The 20618-nt window shown below is 73.6% G+C and carries 18 protein-coding genes, 1 other RNA gene and 1 pseudogene; 10 read left to right on the top strand and 10 right to left on the bottom strand.

The window, feature by feature from the left end:
- The first annotated feature begins 6 nt into the window (after positions 1-6).
- Positions 7-1320, top strand: coding sequence for an iron uptake transporter deferrochelatase/peroxidase subunit (efeB, locus tag ABZY31_RS17825; protein ID WP_356411113.1), 1314 nt, complete (start codon positions 7-9; stop codon positions 1318-1320).
- A gap of 18 nt (positions 1321-1338) precedes the next feature.
- Positions 1339-2175 carry an iron uptake transporter permease EfeU gene (gene efeU / locus ABZY31_RS17820; protein WP_356411110.1) on the top strand — a complete coding sequence of 279 codons (837 nt, stop codon included), beginning with the start codon at positions 1339-1341 and terminating at the stop codon, positions 2173-2175.
- 25 nt (positions 2176-2200) lie between these two features.
- Here efeU and ABZY31_RS17815 read toward each other — a convergent pair whose 3' ends face one another.
- From ABZY31_RS17815 to ABZY31_RS17805, 3 genes are all read right to left on the bottom strand, one after another.
- Positions 2201-2767, bottom strand: a complete 567-nt coding sequence (locus ABZY31_RS17815) for a GNAT family N-acetyltransferase (RefSeq protein WP_356411107.1) — start codon at positions 2765-2767, stop codon at positions 2201-2203.
- Positions 2764-3630 (bottom strand): PhzF family phenazine biosynthesis isomerase, encoded by an 867-nt coding sequence (locus ABZY31_RS17810; protein WP_356411105.1) that lies wholly within the window; start codon positions 3628-3630, stop codon positions 2764-2766. The genes ABZY31_RS17815 and ABZY31_RS17810 overlap by 4 nt, the downstream gene beginning before the upstream one ends.
- Before the next feature lie 115 nt (positions 3631-3745).
- Positions 3746-4507 carry an SDR family oxidoreductase gene (locus ABZY31_RS17805; protein ID WP_356411103.1) on the bottom strand — a complete coding sequence of 254 codons (762 nt, stop codon included), beginning with the start codon at positions 4505-4507 and terminating at the stop codon, positions 3746-3748.
- 118 nt (positions 4508-4625) lie between these two features.
- On the opposite strand from ABZY31_RS17805, the gene ABZY31_RS17800 reads away from it, so the two are divergent.
- Together ABZY31_RS17800 and ABZY31_RS17795 are read left to right on the top strand one after the other, a co-directional pair.
- Complete coding sequence (locus ABZY31_RS17800; protein ID WP_356411100.1) at positions 4626-5924, top strand: multidrug effflux MFS transporter; 1299 nt, start codon at positions 4626-4628, stop codon at positions 5922-5924.
- Positions 5925-5933: 9 nt separating this feature from the next.
- Complete coding sequence (locus ABZY31_RS17795) at positions 5934-7010, top strand: small ribosomal subunit Rsm22 family protein (protein ID WP_356411097.1); 1077 nt, start codon at positions 5934-5936, stop codon at positions 7008-7010.
- 43 nt (positions 7011-7053) lie between these two features.
- On the opposite strand, the pseudogene ddaH reads toward ABZY31_RS17795, so the two are convergent.
- Positions 7054-7905: pseudogene (gene ddaH, locus ABZY31_RS17790) on the bottom strand (dimethylargininase); the annotation flags it as partial.
- Between the two features lie 304 nt (positions 7906-8209).
- Between ddaH and ABZY31_RS17785 the strand changes: the two are divergent.
- On the top strand, positions 8210-8959 hold the full coding sequence (locus ABZY31_RS17785; protein WP_356411095.1) for a bifunctional DNA primase/polymerase: 750 nt from the start codon (positions 8210-8212) through the stop codon (positions 8957-8959).
- Positions 8960-9253: 294 nt separating this feature from the next.
- On the opposite strand, the gene yaaA is transcribed toward ABZY31_RS17785, so the two are convergent.
- On the bottom strand, positions 9254-10054 hold the full coding sequence (gene yaaA / locus ABZY31_RS17780) for a peroxide stress protein YaaA (RefSeq protein ID WP_356411092.1): 801 nt from the start codon (positions 10052-10054) through the stop codon (positions 9254-9256).
- 112 nt (positions 10055-10166) lie between these two features.
- Here yaaA and ABZY31_RS17775 point away from each other — a divergent pair, with 112 nt between their 5' ends.
- On the top strand, positions 10167-11621 hold the full coding sequence (locus tag ABZY31_RS17775) for an RNB domain-containing ribonuclease (RefSeq protein ID WP_356411089.1): 1455 nt from the start codon (positions 10167-10169) through the stop codon (positions 11619-11621).
- 94 nt (positions 11622-11715) lie between these two features.
- Positions 11716-12117, top strand: an RNA gene (gene rnpB, locus ABZY31_RS17770) — RNase P RNA component class A.
- Positions 12118-12188: 71 nt separating this feature from the next.
- Here rnpB and ABZY31_RS17765 read toward each other — a convergent pair.
- The 4 genes from ABZY31_RS17765 to ABZY31_RS17750 all read right to left on the bottom strand — a co-directional run bounded on the left by ABZY31_RS17765 (position 12189) and on the right by ABZY31_RS17750 (position 16228).
- Positions 12189-13535, bottom strand: coding sequence for a bifunctional RNase H/acid phosphatase (locus tag ABZY31_RS17765; protein ID WP_356411086.1), 1347 nt, complete (start codon positions 13533-13535; stop codon positions 12189-12191).
- Complete coding sequence (locus ABZY31_RS17760; protein WP_356411259.1) at positions 13535-14278, bottom strand: C4-type zinc ribbon domain-containing protein; 744 nt, start codon at positions 14276-14278, stop codon at positions 13535-13537. Before ABZY31_RS17760 ends, ABZY31_RS17765 begins: the two co-directional genes overlap by 1 nt.
- A complete protein-coding gene (locus tag ABZY31_RS17755; RefSeq protein WP_356411083.1) occupies positions 14275-15132 on the bottom strand; it encodes a Nif3-like dinuclear metal center hexameric protein in 858 nt (285 codons plus the stop codon). The genes ABZY31_RS17760 and ABZY31_RS17755 overlap by 4 nt, the downstream gene beginning before the upstream one ends.
- A 64-nt stretch (positions 15133-15196) precedes the next feature.
- Entirely contained in the window at positions 15197-16228 is a 1032-nt protein-coding gene (locus ABZY31_RS17750) for an iron-siderophore ABC transporter substrate-binding protein (protein WP_356411080.1), read from the bottom strand.
- A 235-nt stretch (positions 16229-16463) separates the two neighbouring features.
- Between ABZY31_RS17750 and ABZY31_RS17745 the strand changes: the two genes are divergently transcribed.
- The 3 genes from ABZY31_RS17745 (at position 16464) to ABZY31_RS17735 (ending at position 19469) form a co-directional block, all read left to right on the top strand.
- The gene (locus ABZY31_RS17745) at positions 16464-17711 is read left to right on the top strand and encodes a hypothetical protein (protein ID WP_356411077.1); all 1248 of its coding nucleotides are present in this window, start codon (positions 16464-16466) and stop codon (positions 17709-17711) included.
- A gap of 127 nt (positions 17712-17838) precedes the next feature.
- Positions 17839-18717: a chitosanase gene (locus ABZY31_RS17740; RefSeq protein WP_356411074.1), complete on the top strand. Its 879-nt coding sequence runs from the start codon at positions 17839-17841 to the stop codon at positions 18715-18717.
- A gap of 305 nt (positions 18718-19022) precedes the next feature.
- Complete coding sequence (locus ABZY31_RS17735; protein WP_356411072.1) at positions 19023-19469, top strand: hypothetical protein; 447 nt, start codon at positions 19023-19025, stop codon at positions 19467-19469.
- 178 nt (positions 19470-19647) lie between these two features.
- Here ABZY31_RS17735 and ABZY31_RS17730 read toward each other — a convergent pair whose 3' ends face one another.
- Complete coding sequence (locus tag ABZY31_RS17730; RefSeq protein ID WP_356411069.1) at positions 19648-20589, bottom strand: 3-oxoacyl-ACP reductase; 942 nt, start codon at positions 20587-20589, stop codon at positions 19648-19650.
- Positions 20590-20618: the final 29 nt, after the last annotated feature.

Here is a 20618-nt window from a genome sequence, read left to right as displayed (position 1 = left end):
GCCCCGATGACCGACCCGACCCCCGACCAGGCACCCGGCTCCGCGAGCACCGCTGACGCCGCCCCGGCCGCCGACACCGCCACCGGCAAGGGCGCGGCGCCCTCGCGCCGTGCCGTCCTCGGCTGGGGCGGTGCCGGGCTCGCGCTCGGCGCCGCCGCGGCGGGCGGTACGGTCGCGGCCCTGAGCGGCGGCTCCGACGCCGTCCCCGCGGCCGCGGCGGGCGCGGCCGTGCCCTTCCACGGCGAGCACCAGGCCGGTATCGCCACCGCCGTCCAGGACCGGCTGCACTTCGCCGCGTTCGACGTGACGACGAAGGACCGCGCCGAGCTGGTCAAGCTGCTCAAGGACTGGACCGAGGCGGCCCGCCTGATGACCGCCGGCCAGGCGGTCGGCGAGGGCGCCTTCGGCGGCCTCGCGCAGGCCCCGCCGGACGACACGGGCGAGGCCGTCGGCCTCAAGCCGTCCCGGCTGACCCTGACCATCGGTTTCGGCCCCGGCCTGTTCGCCAAGGACCGCTTCGGACTGGAGGGCAGGCGCCCCGACGCCCTGGTGGACCTGGAACTGTTCCCCGGCGACAACCTGGACCCGGCCCGCTCCGGCGGCGACCTGTGCGTCCAGGCCTGCGCCGACGACCCGCAGGTCGCGGTGCACGCCATCCGCAACCTGGCCCGGATCGGCTTCGGCAAGATCGCGGTGCGCTGGTCGCAGCTGGGCTTCGGCAAGACCTCCTCCACGACGCCCGACGCGCAGACCCCGCGCAACATGATGGGCTTCAAGGACGGCACCCGGAACGTCTCGGGCACCGACGAGAAGGCGCTCGCCCAGCACGTGTGGGCGGCCGCGGGCGACGGCAGCGACTGGATGGCCGGGGGCTCGTACCTGGTGGCCCGCCGCATCCGGATGCACATCGAGACCTGGGACCGCACCTCCCTCCAGGAGCAGGAGGACGTCTTCGGCCGCGACAAGGGCGAAGGCGCGCCGGTCGGCAAGGCCAAGGAGCGCGACGAGCCGTTCCTGAAGGCCATGAAGCCGGAGGCGCACGTGCGCCTCGCGCACCCGGACAGCAACAACGGCGCGACGATCCTGCGCCGCGGCTACTCCTTCACCGACGGCACGGACGGGCTGGGCCGGCTCGACGCGGGCCTGTTCTTCCTGGCCTACCAGCGCGACATCCGCAAGGGGTTCGTGCCGGTGCAGCGGAGCCTGTCGAAGAACGACGCGCTCAACGAATACATCCAGCACGTGGGTTCGGCCGTCTTCGCCGTCCCGCCGGGCGTCCGCGACAAGGACGACTGGTGGGGCCGGACGCTGTTCGCCTAGGGCCGGGAAGGAACCGACGTGTTCAGCAACTACCTGATCGGGCTGCGCGAGGGGCTGGAAGCCAGCCTCGTGGTCTGCATCCTCATCGCCTACCTGGTGAAGACCGGCAACAAGGACAGGCTGGGGCCGCTGTGGCTCGGCGTGGGCCTGGCCGCCGCGCTGTCCCTGGCCTTCGGCGCGGGGCTGGAGTTCGGCACCTCGGAGCTGACGTTCCAGGCGCAGGAGGCGATCGGCGGCAGCCTGTCGATCATCTCGGTGGGCCTGGTGACCTGGATGGTCTTCTGGATGAAGCGCACCGCGCGGCACCTGAAGAGCGAACTCCAGGGCAAGCTCGACGCCGCGCTCGCGATGGGCACCGGCGCGCTGGTGACGACCGCGTTCCTGGCGGTGGGCCGGGAGGGCCTGGAGACCTCGCTGTTCGTGTGGCGCTCGGTGCACGCGGCCGGTGACGGCGCGGGCCCGCTGATCGGCGTGCTCCTCGGCATCGGCACGGCGATCGTGCTGGGCTGGCTGTTCTACCGGGGCGCGCTGCGCATCAACCTGGCGAAGTTCTTCAAGTGGACCGGCGGCATGCTCGTCGTCGTCGCCGCGGGCGTGCTCGCGTACGGCGTCCACGACCTCCAGGAGGCGGACTTCCTGCCCGGCCTGAACAGCAGGGCGTTCGACGTCACCGGGGCGGTCCCGCCGGACAGCTGGTACGGCACCCTGCTGAAGGGGACGTTCAACTTCCAGCCGGACCCGACCGTGCTCCAGCTCTGCGTGTGGGCGCTGTACCTGGTGCCCGTCCTGGCGCTCTTCCTCTACTCGGCGAAGTCCCCCGCGCCGGGGAAGACGCCCGTGGGCGCCGGCAGGTAGCACCACCGGAGCCGGTCGGCCGCGGCTACCAGAGCCGGTCGACCGTGCCCGGGTACAGGCCGATCCGCGTCCCCGCGAAAGCGGCGGCCGGGTCGGCCTCGTGCGTCGGGCCGAAGAAATCGGCCAGCACCACCTTGTCGAAGCCCGGCGCGTCCGTGGCCAGCGGGTCCTGCGGGGTTCCGCCGACCAGCACGGCCCCGGGCAGCCGCCGGAAACCGGCCGCCTCGTAGAAGGCGGCCAGGCCGCGGTCGCAGCTGAACAGGGCCAGGTCCGGCCCCGGCCGCAGCGCCAGCGCGGACCGCGCCGCCGCCACCAGACGGCCGCCGTGGCCGCGCCCGCGCACGTCCTCCCGGGTCACGACCGCGCTCAGCCCGGCGGCCCGGTACGTGCGCCCCGCGTGCCGGATCTCCTTGTGCAGCAGGGTCAGGGCCGCGGCCACCGCCCCCGGCGCGTCCAGGAGCAGCATCGTGCGGGGCGCCAGCGCGGGGTCGTGGCCGGGCGCGGCGCCGGGCCAGGCCCGCGCCTCCAGGGCGGCGGCCTGCGCGGCGAGCGCGGGAGGCAGGTCGGCCTCGGCGTAGGTCGCGATCGTCACGGGATGCGGACTCCGGTGCCGCCGACCCGGACGCGGGGGTCGCCCGCCCGCAGCTCGACGCTCAGCACGCCCGGGCGGCCCATGTCGGCGCCCTGGTGCAGGGTCAAGGTCGTGTCGGCGTCCGCGGGGACCAGGCCCAGCTCGCGCGCGTACGCCCCGAAGGCGGCCGCGGCTGCTCCGGTGGCCGGGTCCTCGACCACCCCGCCGACCGGGAACGGGTCGCGGACGTGGAAGACGTCGGGTGCGGCGCGGTGCACGAGCTGGACCGTGGTGAGGTCCAGGCGGCGCATCAGCGCCTCCAGCCGGGCGAAGTCGTACGAGAGGTCCGCGAGGCGGGCGCGGGTGGCGGCCCCGAGCACCAGGTGCCGGGCCCCGGCGTAGGCGATCTTCGGCGGGAAGGCGGGGTCGAGGTCGGCGGCGGGCCAGTCCAGGGCGGCCAGCGCCTCGGCGAGATCGTCCGCGGTGATCTCCTCCAGGTGCGGCTCGACGCTGGTCAGGGTGGCGCGCAGGCCGCCGTCGACCGCCTGCACCGAGACGGGGACGGTTCCGGCCGGGGTCGCGAACACCAGCTCGCCGGGGCCGGTGCGTTCGGCCAGGGCGATGGCCGCGGCGATGGTGGCGTGGCCGCAGAAGGAGACCTCGGCCTTGGGGCTGAAGTACCGGACGGTGAAGGCGCGGCCGTCGGGGGCGGCGAGCGACTCGGGCGGGGCGGTGAGGAACGCCGTCTCGCTGTACCCCAGCTCGGCGGCGATCTCCAGCATCCGCGCGTCCCCGAGCCCGGTCGCGTCGAGCACGACCCCGGCGGGATTCCCCCCTGCGGGGTCGGCGGAAAAAGCGGTGTACCGAAGAATCTCGTTGCTCATGCCGCCACAACCCCCCACCCCGACCGGGCATTCCCGCCCCAGGTCCCTCCGGCGGGCCCTCAAACGCCGGGCGGGCTGGATGTGCCCCTCCCGGAAGCCGAGCCGCAGGCAGAGGTCAGCCGCGCCCGATGTACGGCATGGCGGTGGCCATCACCGTCGCGAACTGCACGTTCGCCCCCAACGGCAGCTCCGCCATGTGCAGCACCATCCGCGCCACATCCCCCGCATCCATCACCGGCTCGACCGCCAGCCGCCCGTCGGCCTGCAGGATCCCCGTCCGCATCCGCTCCGTCATCTCGGTCGCCGCGTTCCCGATGTCGATCTGCCCGCAGGCGATCCCGTACGCCCGCCCGTCCAGCGACAGCGACTTCGTCAGCCCGGTCATGGCGTGCTTCGTCGCCGTGTAGGCGATCGAGTTCGGCCGCGGCACGTGCGCCGAGATGGAGCCGTTGTTGATGATCCGGCCGCCCTGCGGGTCCTGTTCCTTCATCATCCGGAAGGCGCCCTGCGCGCAGAGGAAGGACCCGGTCAGGTTGACGTCGACGGCCTGCTTCCAGGCCTCGTAGGTGATGTCCTCCAGCGCGACCCCGCCCGGCCCGAAGGTGCCCGCGTTGTTGAAGAGGAGGTCGAGGCGCCCGTACCGCTCGGCCACGGCGGCGTACAGCGCGTCCACGTCACCGGGATCGCTGACGTCCGTCGGCACGCACAGGACGTCCGCCCCGGCCCCCGCCGCCGCGGCCGTCTCCTCCAGCGCCCCGGATCGCCGGCCCGCCAGGGCGAGGCTCCAGCCCGCACCGGCCAGGGCGAGGGCGACCGTACGCCCGATGCCCGAGCCCGCCCCGGTCACCACGGCGGTCTTCTTCGTGCTTGCGTTCATGAAGCCGCAATGTACGTCAGCCCCCGCTCCGTCCCCCGGACGTTCCGACAGCTGAGAACATGGAGCGGCCAGGGTGTGATGAAACGACAAGAAGAGCGACGAGAAGACGGAGTTTCGTATGCCGGAGAGAGGTCCCGCGACGGTCCCCACACCCACCGGCGGCCCCGCGGCCCCCACGACGGCCGCCGTCGCCGCCGCCCGCCGGACCGGGCTGCTCGTCACCTTCGTCCTCGGCGGGCTCACCGCCCTCCCCCCGCTGTCCATGGACATGTACCTGCCGGCCCTGCCCGCCGTCACCAGTTCCCTGAGCAGCCCGGCCGCCACCGTCCAGCTCACCCTGACCGCCTGCCTCATCGGCATGGCGCTGGGCCAGCTGGTCATCGGCCCGATGAGCGACAAGTGGGGGCGCCGCACCCCGCTGCTGACCGGCATGGTCGTCTACGTCCTGGCCACCGCCGCCTGCGCCTTCGCGCCCACCATCGAGCTGCTCATCGGCTTCCGGCTGCTCCAGGGCCTCGCCGGGGCCGCCGCGATCGTGATCGCGCGGGCCTCCGTGCGCGACCTCTACGACGGCGTCGAGATGGCCCGGTTCTTCTCCACCCTGATGCTCATATCCGGCGCCGCCCCCATCGTCGCGCCGCTCGTCGGCGGCCAGGTGCTGCGCTTCGCCGACTGGCGCGGGGTCTTCCTCGTTCTGACCGGCGTCGGCGCCCTGCTCACCGTCCTGGTCTGGCGCGGCCTCGGCGAGACCCTGCCGCCGGAGCGCCGCCAGACCGGCGGCGTCGGCGCGGCCCTGCACACCATGCGCGGACTGCTCGCCGACCGGGTCTTCGCGGGCTACACCCTGGCGGGCGGCTTCGCCTTCGCCGTCCTCTTCTCCTACATCTCCGCCTCACCCTTCGTGATCCAGGAGATCTACGGCGCCTCCGCGCAGGAGTTCAGCCTCCTCTTCGGCGTCAACTCCGTCGGCCTGATCATCGTCGGCCAGATCAACGGCAAGCTGCTGGTGGGCCGGGTCAGCCTGGACAAGGCGCTCGCCGTGGGCCTGGCGGTCATCACGGCCGCCTCGGTGGCGCTGCTGGTGATGTCGAGCGGGGTCTTCGGCAAGGCCGGGCTCCTCCCCGTCGCGGCCGCCCTCTTCGTGCTGATGTCCGCGATGGGCCTGCTGCTGCCCAACACCAACGCGCAGGCGCTCATGCGGACCCCGCACGCGGCGGGCTCCGCCTCGGCCCTGCTGGGCACCTCCTCGTTCCTGGTCGGCGCGGTCGCCTCGCCGCTCGTGGGGATCGCGGGCGAGCACACGGCGGTGCCGATGGCCGTCGTCCAGCTGGCCTGCTCGCTGCTCTCCGCCGCCTGCTTCCTGGGCATGTGCCGGCCCTGGCGGCCGCGGGAGCCCCTGGTCGCGGTGGCGCCGTAAACTCAGCGGGTGAACCCCTCCGTACCCACCTCCGCCGACACCCTCCGCTCCGCGCTGGGCGGGCTGCTCGACGGTCTCCCGCCGAAGCAGGCCACGGCCGCCGTCGAGCGGCTGATCGCCAACTACCGCGGGCAGACGCCGACGAACGCCCCAGTCCTGCGCGACCGCTCCGACGTCGCGGCGTACGCGGCCTACCGGATGCCGGCGACCTTCGAGGCGGTACGGGCGGCCCTGGACGCCTTCCGGGCGGCGGCCCCGGACTGGGCGCCCGCCTCGCACGTGGACGTCGGCGGCGGCACCGGGGCGGCGGCCTGGGCGGTCGACGCCACCTGGGAGGGGCCCCGCACGACCACCGTCCTCGACTGGGCCGAGCCCGCGCTGACCCTGGGCCGGGAACTGGCCGGATCCTCCTCCTCCGAGGCGCTGCGCGGCGCCGAGTGGCGGCGTGCGGTGATCGGGGCGGGACTGGAGCTGCCCGACGCCGACCTGGTGACGGTGTCGTACGTACTGGGCGAGCTGACCCCGCAGGCGCGCGCCGCCGTGGTCACCGAGGCGGCCCGGGCGGCGGCCACCGTGGTGATCATCGAGCCGGGCACGCCCGACGGGTACCTGCGCGTCCGCGAGGCCCGGGACCTGCTGATCGCGGCCGGACTGCGGGTCGCGGCCCCCTGCCCGCACGACGGGACCTGCCCGGTCGTGGTCGGCGAGGACTGGTGCCACTTCGCCGCGCGGGTCAGCCGCTCCTCCCTGCACCGCCAGGTCAAGGGCGGTTCGCTGGCCTACGAGGACGAGAAGTTCAGCTACGTCGCCGCGACCCGGGTCCCGGCGGTCCCGGCCACCGCGCGGATCACGCGCAGGCCGCAGATCCGCAAGGGGCTCGTCCTGCTGGACCTGTGCGGCGGACCGGCGGCCTCCGGCGCAGCCGCCGACGCGGCCTCCGACACGACCGTCGGCGCGGCCGCCGAAGCCGCCGCGCCGGGGCCGGGCCTGTCCCGGGCCACCGTGACCAAGCGCCACGGTGACCTGTACAAGGCGGCGCGGGACGCCGACTGGGGCCAGGAATGGCCGCCGGTCCAGCCGGGCTGAGCCGGGCTGTGGGCTGAACCGGGCTGGGACGCCCTGAGCCGGCTTAGGCAGGCGCCTCCTCGACCGCCGGGCGCAGCTCCTGGGTGCAGCACTTCACGCTGCCGCCGCCCTTGAGCAGTTCGGTCAGGTCCATCGGGACCGGCTCGAATCCCCGGGCGCGCAGCGGGGCCAACAGGCCCGCCGCCGCTTGCGGGAGCAGGACGTGCCGGCCGTCGGAGACCGCGTTGAGCCCCAGCGCCGCCGCGTCCTCGCCGGAGGCGAGCAGCGCGTCCGGGAAGAGGCGCCGCAGCACGGAGCGGCTGCCGGGCGAGAAGGCCTCCGGGTAGTACATGACCTCGTCGCCGTCCAGGACGCAGAGCGCGGTGTCCAGGTGGTAGTAGCGCGGGTCGATCAGGTCGAGGCCGATCACCGGGCGGCCGAAGAACTCCTGGGCCTCGTCGTGGGAGAGCGGGCTGGAGCGGAAGCCCCGGCCCGCGAGGATGTAGGACCGGGTGACCGCGAAGTCCCCCTCGCCCTCGTTGATGTGGGAGGGCTCGTGCACCTGCGTGAAGCCGTGCTCCCTGAACCAGTCCAGGTGCGCCTGGGCCTCGGCGGTGCGTTCCGGATAGGCGAAGCGGGCGCCCAGGACGCGGCCGTCGATGACGGTGGCGCCGTTGGCGGCGAAGACCATGTCGGGCAGGCCGGGTTGCGGCCGGAGCGTCTCGACGGTGTGGCCGAGGGACCGGTAACGGTCCCTCAGGTCTTCCCACTGGGCGAGGGCGAGGGGCAGGTCGACCGGTTTCGTGGGATCCATCCACGGGTTGATCGAGTACGTGACCTTGAAGTGCGCGGGTGGGCACATCAGGTAACGCCGGGGTGTGGCGTCTCTGCGCAAAGAAAGCTCCTCACGGCGGACGTGATCCGAGTGTGAAGAGAATCGTCTCTCCTCGGGGAAGGGCGCGCAGTGGACCGATGGGGTGGTTTTCCGGACGCGTGTCCGTGGGGAGGGCGTCGGGGCGGGGTGGTGGCGAAAGTCACCGGGGCGTACCTGTGCGCGAACGGCCGGGAACCGATGGCTCGAATGAGCCGTTCTGTGGCGGTTCTTGACGGAACGGGGGCCCTCGTCCGGTGCCCCCCGGCCGGGGAGCGCGGTCATCCGGGGCGCAGGATGGTGGGACCATGGTGGGATCTGCCGGGGTAACGGTGAGGTGAGGGGATAGATGGGGTCAGAGTCCGACCGCGTCACGCGCGGTCCGCAGAGCAGGATGTCCCAGTGGCTGCGCCGCCGGTCCAAAGCGGCCGCCGAAGATCCCGGGCGCGAGCGTGAAGCGCTGCTCCTGGCCGTCGCCGCCGCGGGTCTGCCGCTCTCCCCCGCCGCCCATCCCGCCGGGTACCGGTGTTCGTGCGACCGCGTCGGCTGTCCGACCCCCGCGCGCCACCCCGTCTCCTTCGCCTGGCAGACGCAGTCGACCACCGACCGCGCGCAGGTCGAACGCTGGGCCCGCAACCAGCCCGAGGCGAACTTCATCACCGCGACCGGCATGGTCCACGACGTGCTGGACGTCCCCCTCGAAGCCGGGCGCAGCGCGCTGGAGCGGCTGCTGGCCGCCGGGGTCGACGTGGGACCGGTTGCCGAGTCCGGCGGTACGGGCGACCACGCCCGGATGCTCTTCTTCACCGCGACGCGGGGGACGCCGGAGGACGAGGACGAGTGGTGGCCGTGCGAGCTGGACTGCCATCCCGAGACCATGGACGAGCACCCCGGGCTGCGGTGGCACTGCCGGGGCAGCTACGTCCTGGTTCCGCCGGCCGTCCTGCCCGGTGACTTCGCGGTCAGCTGGATCCGCGGCATGGAACACGGCCTCCCGGACCCCCTGACCCTCCTGGAGACCCTGACCGACGCCTGCGCCCAGTACGCGGGCACCACCCCCCACACCCCCCAAGCCGTAGCCTGGCCCCTGGGCCGCTGACCCACCCCCGGGCAGCCGCTTCCAGCCCCGCCGGCGTTTGAGGCGCGGGTCCGGGCAGAGCCCGGGACGACGGCCCGCGGCCGAGGACCAACGCCGCCTGCCGCCCAGCCTCCTGGGCTCCGCCCAGACCCGGTCCTCAAACGCCGGACGGGCTGAACTTGCCCCGCATGACCAACCCGCGAATCCAGCCCCGCCGGCGTTTGAGGCGCGGGTCCGGGCGGAGCCCGGGACGACGGCCCGCGGCCGAGGGGCGGCGCCGCACCGCACCCCGCGGGTCCGGGCGGAGCCCGGGGGTCAGTGGATCTGGGTGACGATCACGTCGAGGGACCACGCCCGGCCCGGCTTCGTCGGCGGCTCCGCCTCCACCGTGAAGCCGAGGTCCCGCAGGGCCCCCACCAGCTCGGCCGGCCCACCCGGCACCACCCCCGCCAGCAGCAGATCCCGCACCAGCCGCCCCTTGGTCGCCTTGTTGAAGTGGCTGACCACCGACCGCTTCTCGACCCCGTCCACCACCTGCGCGTGCAGCACCCGCACGGTGGCCGTCCGCCCCGCCACCTCCCCCTTCGGCTTCCACGCGGAGCCATAGGCCGCGGACCGCAGGTCCAGCACCAGCCCCTCCCCCACCGCCTCCGGCATGACCTGCGCCATCGGCGCGCGCCAGTACGCCCCCAGCGCCCCCAGCCCCGGCAGCTTCACGCCCATCGAGCAGCGGTAGGACGGGATCCGGTCCGTCATCCGGACGGCGCCCCACAGCCCGGAGAAGACGAGCAGGGAGCGGTCCGCCAGCGCACGCGCCCCCGCGGGCAGGTCCGCCCAGCCGAGGGCGTCGTACAGCACCCCGGTGTAGATCTCCCCGGCCGGCCGGGCGGCGGCCGACCGCAGCCCCGCGTTCTTCGCGACCTCGCCCCGCAGCCCCTCGCTCAGCCCGAGCACCTCGCGGGCCTTGTCCTCGTCGGCCGCGCACAGCTCGACCAGTTCGTCCAGCACCGCCGCGCGGGCGGGCGCAAGCCCCGGCAGGGACAGCCCCTCGGCCTTCAGGGGTGCGCCGGAGCCGCCGGCGGCCTTTCCTTCGGACGGCGGCAGCAGCACGAGCACGGTGGTTCTCCTTCGGTACGGCCGGGACGGCGCGCGGCGGGGGGTGCGGCCCCCCGGCCAGCGTAATGGCCTCGCCGCGACACCCGGCCGCACCGGCCCTAGGCTTCGGTCCATGCCACGCCGTCACCTGCACATGACCGGCGCAGACGGGGCTGCTCTGACGGCCGCGCTGCGTGACCTGCGGACCAGGCTGGAGGTGCCGCAGGACTTCCCCCCTGCGGTACTGGCGGAGGCCGAGCGGGCCGCGAAGGCGCCCCGGCCGCCCGCCGGGGAGGCCGTGGACGCCACCGACCTGCCCCTCTTCACCATCGACCCGCCGGCCTCCACCGATCTGGACCAGGCCATGCATCTGGCCCGCCGCCCGGGCGGCGGCTACCGGGTGCACTACGCGATCGCGGACGTGGCGGCCTTCGTCACCCCGGGCGGCGCCCTGGACGCGGAGGCCCACCGCCGGGTGACGACCCTCTACTTCCCCGACGGCAGGGTCCCCCTGCATCCCCCCGTCCTCTCCGAGGGCGCGGCCAGCCTGCTGCCCGACCGGACCCGCCCGGCCCTGCTGTGGCGCCTCGACCTGGACGCGGACGGCCGGGTGGGGACCACCGAGGTCCGGCGGGCGCTCGTACGGAGCCGGGCGAAGCTGGACTACGAGGGCGTCCAGAAGTCCATCGACGCCGGGGCCGCCCCGGAGTCCCTCGCCCTGCTGAAGGACATCGGAACGCTGCGCGAGGCACTGGAGGCGGAGCGCGGCGGGATCTCGCTGAACGTGCCCGAGCAGGAGGTCGTCGAGCAGGACGGCTCGTACTCCCTGGCCTACCGGGCCCCGCTCGCCGCGGACGGCTGGAACGCGCAGGTCTCGCTGATGACCGGCATGGCGGCCGCGGACCTGATGATCGCGTCGGGCACCGGCATCCTGCGCACCCTCCCCTCGGCGCCCGACGGCGCGGTCGGGCGGCTGCGGCGGACCGCGCGGGCGCTGGGCATCGACTGGCCGCACCACGTGCCGTACGCGCAGCTGATCCGTTCGCTGGACCCGCACCGCCCGGCGCACGCGGCGTTCCTCCAGGAGTGCACGGCCCTGCTGCGCGGGGCCGGGTACACGCCGTTCACGGACGGCGAGGTGCCCTCCCCGGCCCTGCACGCGGCGGTCGCGGCGCCGTACGCCCACTGCACGGCCCCGCTGCGGCGCCTCGTCGACCGCTACGCGGGCGAGCTGTGCCTGGCCGCGGTGGCGGGACAGGCCCCGCCGGAGTGGGCCGTGGCGGCCCTGGCCACCCTCCCGAAGGAGATGGCGGACGGCGGCCGGCTGGCCAACGCGGTGGAGCGGGGCTGCGTCGACCTGGTGGAAGCGGCGCTCCTGAAGGACCGCGTGGGCGAGACCTTCGATGCCGTGGTGATCGACGTCAAGGACCACGAACCGACGGTCGGCACGGTCCACCTGGAGGACCCGGCGGTGGTGGGCCGCGTCGAATCCCCCGCGGCCCCCCTCCCGCTCGGCTCCCGCATCCGCGTCACCCTGACCGCGGCCGACCCGGCCACCACCACGGGCGTGCAGTTCACGACGGCGTGAGCCGGGCCCGCTGACGCAGGGCGGCGTCGCGCACGTCCGCTGCGGCAAGGTCAAGCACCCGTGGGTGGCCGGGTAGCATGGTCGGAGCGCAGAACGACACAAGCGGGCGGCCGCGTCGGGGTCTTCGGATCCCGCCGAGGAACGTCCGGGCTCCACAGGGCAGGGTGGTGGCTAACGGCCACCCGGGGTGACCCGCGGGACAGTGCCACAGAAAACAGACCGCCCGGGGCTTCGGTCCCGGGTAAGGGTGAAACGGTGGTGTAAGAGACCACCAGCGCCTGAGGTGACTCAGGCGGCTAGGTAAACCCCACCCGGAGCAAGGTCAAGAGGAGTCGTCTCCGGACGGCTCTGCGCGGACGTTCGAGGGCTGCCCGCCCGAGTCCGCGGGTAGACCGCACGAGGCCGGCGGCAACGCCGGTCCTAGATGGATGGCCGTCTCCCCGGTGATCGCGAGGTCACCGGGTGACAGAACCCGGCGTACAGCTTGTGTCGGTCTGCGCGCCTACGACGACATGCCTGTGGCCCGCACCGTTCCGGTGCGGGCCACAGGCATGTCCACAGGCGTTCTCACCTCAGGTGCGAGGTGTCGTTCAGCAGCCGCAGCGAGGCGTTGCCGTCGGCGTAGTAGGCCACGGCCGAGAGCGAGGCGGCGGCCAGTTCCATCCGGAACAGGGATTCCGGCGGGGCGCCGAGGGCGAGCCGGACCAGCGTCTTGACCGGTGTCACGTGGGTGACCAGCAGCGCCGTGCGGCCCGCGTGCGCGGCGAGCAGCCGGTCGCGGGCGGCGGCGACCCGGCGGGTGACGGTGGCGAAGCTCTCGCCGCCACCGGTGGGGGCTGCCTTCGCGGAGTTCAGCCAGGCGTCGAGGTCGGCCGGGTAGCGCTCGCGGACCTCGCCGAAGGTCAGGCCCTCCCAGGCGCCGAAGTCGGTCTCGCGCAGCCCTTCCTCGATCGTGACGGGCAGTCCGAGCCGGTCGGCGACGGCCTGCGCGGTCTCGCGGCAGCGCCGCAGCGGGGAGCTGACGACGGCCTGGACGGTGCCCCGGGCGGCGAGCGCCGCCGCAACGGCCTCGGCCTGGCGGCGCCCGGCCGGGGAGAGTTCGGGGTCACTGCCGCCGCTGCCGGAGAAGCGCTTCTGCGGGGTGAGGGCGGTCTCGCCGTGCCGGAGCAGCACGAAGGTGGCGGGCGTCCCGAGGTCGGGCGCCCCCCACCCGGGCGCGCCGGCCGCAGGAGCCGGAGCCCCGGGAGCCGCCGGAGCCTCGCCGAGCGCGTCCCCCAGCACGTCCGCGGCCGCGCCCCCGAGCGCGTCCACCGGCGCGTCCCCGAACAACGTGTCCGCTCCGGCCACCGTCGGAGCAGCCGTACGGGCCCCCGCGAGCGCGGCGCGGGCCGCGGCGGCGCCGGCCGCCGCGTCACCGGGCGGGCCCGACGGCGGCGGGGTCGCGAGCGCGCGGGCCGCCCCGTGGTCGAGGGCGGCCGAGGAGGCGGACGGCTCCCACCGCTCGCCCCGCTTGCCCGCGTCCATCGCCTCGTTGGCGAGCCGGTCGGCGTGCTTGTTGCGCTCGCGCGGGATCCACTCGTACGTCACCTGCGCGCGCGGCAGGATCCGCGCGGCCTCGGCGGCCAGCGGCTTCATGTCCGGGTGCTTGATCTTCCAGCGGCCGGACATCTGCTCGACGACGAGCTTGGAGTCCATCCGCACCAGCACCGTGGCGTCGGGGAACAGCTCGCGGACCGCGGTGAGGCCCGCGACCAGGCCCTTGTACTCGGCGACGTTGTTCGTGGCGACGCCGATGTACTCCGCCCGCTCGGCAAGGGTCTCCCCGCTCACCGGGTCGAGGACCACCGCGCCGTAGCCCGCGGGTCCCGGGTTGCCCCGGGACCCGCCGTCCGCCTCGACGACCACCCGCGGCATCAGATGCCCGAGTCCGCCGTACGGACCAGGATCCGGCCGCAGTTCTCGTGCCGGACGACCTCGTCGCGGGCCGCGCTCTTGATCTCGTTGACCTCGGCCATGTCCAGCTCCAGGCGGCAGCCCTCGCAGCGCCGCTGGTACAGCTTGGCCGCGCCGACGCCGTTCTGCTTGGCGCGGATCTTCTCGTACAGGGCGATCAGCGGCGCCGGGATCGAGGCGACGATCAGCTCGCGGTCCTTGGCGACCTTCGCCGCGTCCGCGTCGAAGGCGGCGAGGGCGGCGTCGCGGCGCACCATGGCGTCGTCGGCCTTGCCCTGGAGTTCGGTGACGCGGGCGGTCAGCTCGGCGACGCGGGCCGCTGCGGCCTCGCGGCGCTCCATGACCTCCAGGACCACGTCCTCCAGGTCGCCCTGGCGCTTGGCGAGCGAGACCAGCTCGCTCTGCAGGTTCGCCAGGTCGCGGGCGGAGACGCCGACGCCGGAGTCGAGGCGGGCCTGGTCGCGGACCGCGCGGGTGCGGACCTGGTCCACGTCCTGCTCGGCCTTGGTCTGCTCGCGGGCCGCGTCGCTCTCCTGGGTCTGCGCGGCGACGAGGAGGTCGCGCTGCTGTGTCAGGTCGCTGGTCAGGGCTTCCAGTTCGAGGTGCTCGGGCAGCGAGTTGCGCTTGTGGTCGAGCTGCGACAGCCGCAGGTCCAGGGCCTGGACGTCGAGAAGTCGGATCTGGTCGGCGGGCTCGGCGTTCAGTTGGGGGCTCCAGGGAGAGAAGGGGCGGAAACGGACGGCGCGTGCGCCGTCCAGGGGTCGGTGACCGTGCGCGAGACGTGGGTCCGCAGACCCCAGCCCCGGCGCTCGGAGATCGCGTCGAGCTGCGCGGCGGCCTGCTCGCACCAGGGCCACTCGGTGGCCCAGTGGGCGGCGTCGACGAGGGCTAGCGGGGACTGCTCGCGGGCCTCGGACACCGGGTGGTGGCGCAGGTCGGCGGTGAGGAAGGCGTCCACACCGGCGTCCCGCACCTGGTCGAAAAGGCTGTCGCCGGAGCCGCCGCTGACGGCGACGGTGCGGATCAGCGCGTCCGGGTCGCCCGCGGCGCGGATGCCCTGCGCGGTGCGCGGCAGCCGGGCGGCGGCGCGCGCGGCGAACTCGCGCAGGGTTTCGGGGTGGTCCAGGACGCACACCCGGCCCAGGCCCCGGCGGCCTTCGGGGTCGGTGGGGTCGGGCACGAGCGGCCCGGTGATGCGCAGGTCCAGCGCGCCCGCGAGGGCGTCGGAGACCCCGGGGTCGGCGCTGTCGGCGTTGGTGTGGGCGACGTGCAGCGCGACGTCGTTCTTGATCAGCGTGTGCACGACGCGGCCCTTGAAGGTGCCCGCCTCGACGGTGGTGGTGCCGCGCAGGTAGAGGGGGTGGTGGGTGACGAGCAGGTCGGCGCCCAGCTTCACCGCCTCGTCGGCGATCTCCTGTACGGGGTCCACGGCGAACAGGACCCGGGAGACCGGGGCGTCGGGGTCGCCGCAGACGGTTCCGACGGCGTCCCACTGCTCGGCCCGCGAGGGGGGCCAGAGGGCGTCCAGCGCGGCGATGACTTCGGAGAGACGGGGCACGGGCCAAGGCTACCGTCCGTGGCGCACCCCCCGCCGACCAGCGGGGGGTGCGCGGGCGGCGGGGTTACTTGACGAGGAGGCCGCGGAGGTCGTCGAGGACCTTGTCGGCGGCGCTCACGCCGAGCCCGAGGTACCAGGTCTCGTCCGGTACGTCCTTGGCCCGGCCCTGCTTGACGGCGTCCAGGTTCTTCCAGAGCGGGTTGTCCTCGGCGGAGTCCCGCTTGGTCTTGTCCTTGGTCCCGTAGACGCCGGTGAAGATCCAGTCGGCGGCGGCCTCGTCCATGCGCTCGGGGCTGACCTCGACGGCCAGTTCCTCGGCCTGCTGGTTCTGCGGGCGCGGGATGCCGGTGTCCTTGAGGATGGTGCCGATGAAGGAGGCCCCGGCGTACAGACGGGTCTTGCCGGGCATGTAGCGCAGCATCGTGACGGTCGGCTTGTGCGCGCCGAGGTCGTCGCCGAGCTTCTTCGCCTTCGCCTGGTAGGCGTCGAGCTTGCCCCTGGCCTCGGCGGTCTTGTCCAGCGCGGCCGCGTTCAGCAGGTAGTTCTCCTTCCACGGGAAGCCCGGGCGGATGGAGAACACGGTCGGGGCGATCTTCGACAGCGCGGCGTACTTGTCCGCGGAGCGCAGCTGGCTGCCGAGGATGAGGTCGGGCTTGAGGGCGTTGATCGCTTCCAGGTTGAGGCTGTTGATGGTGCCGACGGACTGGGGGGTGCCCGCGCCGTCCTTGAGGTAGCCCGGGATGCCCTCGTCGCCCTCGGTCGGGGCGTAACCGACGGGCTGGAGGCCGAGGGAGACGACGTTGTCGAGTTCGCCGACGTCCAGGACGACGACCCGGCGGGGGGCGGCCTTGATCTCGGTGGTGCCCATCGCGTGGGTGACCGTGCGCGGGAACTGGCCGGCCGCGGCGGTGGTCCCGAAGGCCGCGGTCTTCTTCGCGGCGTCGGAGAAGTCCTTGCCGCCCTGGGCGACGGCCTTCTTGTCGCCGCCGCCGGGCTGCGGGGACGCCGCACCGTCCTTCCCGCCGCAGGCGGAGAGGGTGAGCGCGGCTGCGGCGGCGAGGGCGACGGCGGCCGTGCCGCGGCGTCGGAAGGACATGTCACAACTCCTGGAATGGGGGAAGGAGTGCGGTTAGGCATACCTAACCACGCCGCCTCACCCTAAACGCCCCGGTATCGCACAGCACAATCGCCTCCGCGGCCACGGGAGAACCACCGGGCGGCCACCCGTACGTGTGAAGCCGAGGTGGTCGTGCCGTGGGGCGGGAGCTGCGAAAACTAGCTTCCTGACCGGAGGTGACGCAGCAATGACTGCCTGTGCTGTTGAGGAGCCCGTGACGCAAGCGGCGCCGGAGGGCGGGCCGGGGACCGCGACCGCGCCGGACGCCCCCGCCGAGGGGGGCGCGGAAGCCGCGCCAGCCGTGCCCGCGCCGACGGGACCCGCGCCGGCCGGACCCGGCGGGCCGTACGCGTCCGCGGGCCTCGGGTTCGTGCTCGCCGCGGACGGCTCGTACGCCGCCCGCCTCGCCGGGGAGGGCCAGGCCCGCTACCCCGAGCGCTGGACCCTGGACGGCCCCGAGCCGTACGCCGTCCCCCTTCCGCTGGGGCAGCCCGAGGAGGCCGACTCCGAGGTCCTCCCGCTGACCGACGGGCGGGTGCTGATCCACCGCCGGGTCGCCGGGCACCACGCCTTCTCCCTGCTGTACCCCACCGGTTCGCACGCCGGGCCGCACACCGGCCCGCGCACCGGCCAGCTCCCGCTGGGCGCCCTGGAGTGCGACGGCCGCCTCACCCTGCTGCCCCCCGCCCCGGACGGGCGCAGCGCCTACGCCCTGGCGGTGGACGGGCACTCCACCACGGTCTGGCAGGTCGCCGGGGGCGCCTTCGGGCCCGAGCGGGTCGCCGAGCTGTCCGGGCGCTGCTCGGGGGGCGTCTGGCTGGACCGGGAGGGCCGGCTGCTGGCCCTGGACCGGGAGCGGGAGGGGCGCACGAAGACGGTCGTGGTGGACCTGGGGCGCGGGGGCGAGGTCTCGCCGCTGCTCCAGATCACCGAGGCCAGTGACGACCGGCTGCTGCTGGCCGACCCGGACAGCGGGCTGCTGCTGATCCGCTCCGACGCGCCGTCGCCGGGCGAGGGGGCCCGTATCGGCTGGGGGGTGCTGGGGAGTTCGCGTCCGGTGCGCTTCCCGGAGTGCCTGCGGGCGGAGGGGGCTTCGGCCGTGCCCTTCGCGGTGCAGCCGGGCCAGATGCTGATGCCGGAGAGCTGCGCGGTGGCGCTGCGGATCGGCGATCCGGGTCCCGGGGCCGCCGCGGGCGCGGCCGGGATCGCGCTGTGGCGTCCGGCGGATCGGCACGTCTTCCGGCTCGGGGCGCCGATGGGCTGGGTCGGCACCGGGCTGTGGTCGCGCGAGGGCCGTCTGCGGCTGCCTTACACGACCCCGTTCGTCCCCTGCGGGGTGGTCGGCCTGGGACTTCCGCCGGGTCCGCCGCCGCCGGTGCGCTCCGAGGCCGGGCCTGCGCCCGACCCGGCGCCCGCGCCCGCGCCCCGCCCCGTGCCGCTCCAGCAGGCGCCGTTGCGGTAGCGGCCCTTCCGTCACCCTCACTGACCCACGGTCACACCGTGCCGGAGGGGTGTTGGGCGTGCCCGTTTATATGATAGGTAAGTTTCCTAACATTAGCGGAGCGCACCAACCCCCCCATGGAGGCGTTGTGTTCACCCCTCATCACCGCATCATCGGCTCGCGTCGTACGAGGCTGGCCATCGGTGCCCTGCTCGGCGCGGCGGTCCTCGCCGTCCCCGTCGCGGCCCACGCCTCGCCGGCCGCCACCTCCCCGGCAGCAGCCGCTCCCCACGCGGCGGCCGCCTTCGGCGCCACCGCGACCGGCCTGGACGACCCCGCGAAGAAGGACGTCGCGATGCAGATCGTGTCCAGCGCGGAGAACTCCTCGCTGGACTGGAAGGCGCAGTACAAGTACATCGAGGACATAGACGACGACCGCGGCTACACCGCCGGGATCATCGGCTTCTGTTCCGGCACCGGTGACATGCTCGACCTCGTCGAGTACTACACCAGCGTCAAGCCGGACAACGTCCTCGCCAAGTACCTCCCGGCCCTGCGCAAGGTCGACGGCACCCCGTCGCACAAGGGCCTCGACCCGAACTTCACCAAGGACTGGGCGAAGGCGGCCACCGACAGCACCTTCAGGAAGGCCCAGGACCACGAGCGCGACCGGGTGTACTTCAACCCGGCCGTCAGCCAGGGCAAGAGCGACGGCGTCGGCGCCCTCGGCCAGTTCGCCTACTACGACGCCATCGTGATGCACGGCAACGGCGACGACTCCACCAGCTTCCGCAACATCCGCAAGCGCGCCCTGACCAAGGCCAAGCCCCCGGCCCAGGGCGGCAACGAGACCACCTGGCTGAACGCCTTCCTCGACGCCCGTGTCTGGGCGATGAAGCAGGAGGAGGCCCACAGCGACACGAGCCGCGTGGACACCGCGCAGCGGGTCTGGCTCAAGAAGGGCAACCTCGCCCTGAACACCCCGCTGGACTGGAAGGTCTACGGGGACTCCTACCACATCGGCTGATCCCCCCGCGGCGGGTGAGAACGCGAGTGCCGGGGGCGGTCGACAGCCCCCGGCACTCGCGCGCCGCACCCGCCCCGCCGCGCCGGCTTTACCGTTGGCACCCCGTCGCGACTGGGGAATTCCCTTCGGATCACGGTCCTCGGTCCGAACCCTATCGATAGTGGACGGAGGAACTGTTCAACTGCGGCCGTCGACGCCCCCGATCCGGTCGACTACCGTGGCGAATCGCCGATCCCCCGAAGGAAGCTGATCTTCCACTGGTGGACGGCATTTCGAAGGTTCACTTGCCGTGCGAGGGGGCACAAATGAGAATCCGCAAAGCAATTTCCGCAGCGGTCGTCGTGGCGAGCGCTGCCGTCGCTACGATCACCGCAGCCGGCGCTCCGGCCCAGGCCGCCTGGGAGTCACCGTTCAGGAAATGCACGTCATTCGACAAGAGTGGCTTCAAAGGCGAGGTCTGTGCGGACCGGTTCGGCTGGGGAGCACAGGAATTCTGGGGCCAGGGCGCTATCCAGGCATTCCCCAGCAACTGCGCCAAATTCCGGGTCGACGTCGTTGACCCCGACGGCACGGCGGTGCATTCCGTGAACAACATCCCCTGCGCCGTCGGGGCTGTTGGTACCGCTCGATATCTCACCGAGCTGCATGTGAACGGCCGGGCGTATGCCCGCCTGGTCAGCTTCGACAGTGCAGGAAACACGCTGCTGTCGGTCAATTCTGAGATCATCGTCTCCCCGTACGACAACCACTGACGGGCCAGGGCGTGTCTTAAAAGTCCCGCCCGGCCTTCGACGCCTGGCACCCGCACCTCGCCGCATCGTCGACAGGACGCCTCGGCGAGGTGCGGTGGCAGGACCATCGGCAGGTCATCGACGCGATCGCGTTCAGGTACCGCACCGGCACACCGTGGACGGGCCGAAGGGAAACGCCCTAGCCGTGCTTGAGGGCCAGTACCTCGGACGCCGCGAAGGTCTCGTTCGCGGGCCGGTCCGCGTAGTGCGGGGTGAGGACCTCGTCCAGCTCCTCGTAGGAGAAGGCCTCCTTGGTGGTGTCGAACTTCGCGGCCACCTTCGGCCGTTCCATCACCACCACGATCCCGCCGTGCACGACGAAGAGCTGGCCGTTCGCCTTCGCCGAGGCGGGCGACGCCAGGTAGCCCACCAGCGGGGAGACGTGCTCGGGCGCCAGCGGGTCGAGCCGGCCCTCCTCCGGCACCTGGAAGCCCGCGAAGACGTCCTCCGTCATCCGGGTCCGGGCGCGCGGGCAGATGGCGTTGGCCGTGACCCCGTACTTGGCCAGCGCGAGCGCGGTCGAGGTGGTGAGGCCGACGATGCCGCCCTTGGCCGCCGCGTAGTTCGGCTGGCCCGCGGAGCCGCCGAGGAAGGCCTCGGAGGAGGTGTTGACGATCCGGCCGTAGACCGGCCCGCCCGCCGCCTTCGAGCGTTCCCGCCAGTGCGCGGCCGCGAAGTGGGTGGTGTTGAAGTGGCCCTTGAGGTGGACCCGGATCACCGAGTCCCATTCGGCCTCGGACATCGAGAAGATCATCCGGTCCCGCAGGATGCCCGCGTTGTTGACCAGGACGTCGAGCTTGCCGAAGCGGGCGACGGCCAGCTCGACCAGTTCGCGGGCCTGCTCGAAGTCGGCCACGTCACCGAGGTGCGGCACCGCCTGCCCGCCCGCGGCGCGGATCTCGGCCGCGACCTCCTCTGCCGGGGCGGCCGAGGCCTCGCCGGAGCCGTCACGGCCCGGCTGGCCGAAGTCGTTGACGACGACGCTCGCGCCGAGGCGGGCGAGTTCGAGCGCTTCGGCGCGCCCGAGCCCGCGCCCGGCGCCGGTGACGATCGCGGAAAGTCCCTCTAGGGGGAGCGACATGGGGCCCGTTCCTCTCGGGTGCAGGGGTG

It is taken from the genome of Streptomyces sp. NPDC006529 (assembly GCF_040611795.1).
In the GTDB taxonomy this organism is placed as follows: Bacteria; Actinomycetota; Actinomycetes; order Streptomycetales; family Streptomycetaceae; genus Streptomyces.
The sequence above is the reverse complement of the archived record's forward strand: the minus strand, read 5'-3'. Positions and strand labels throughout refer to the sequence as shown.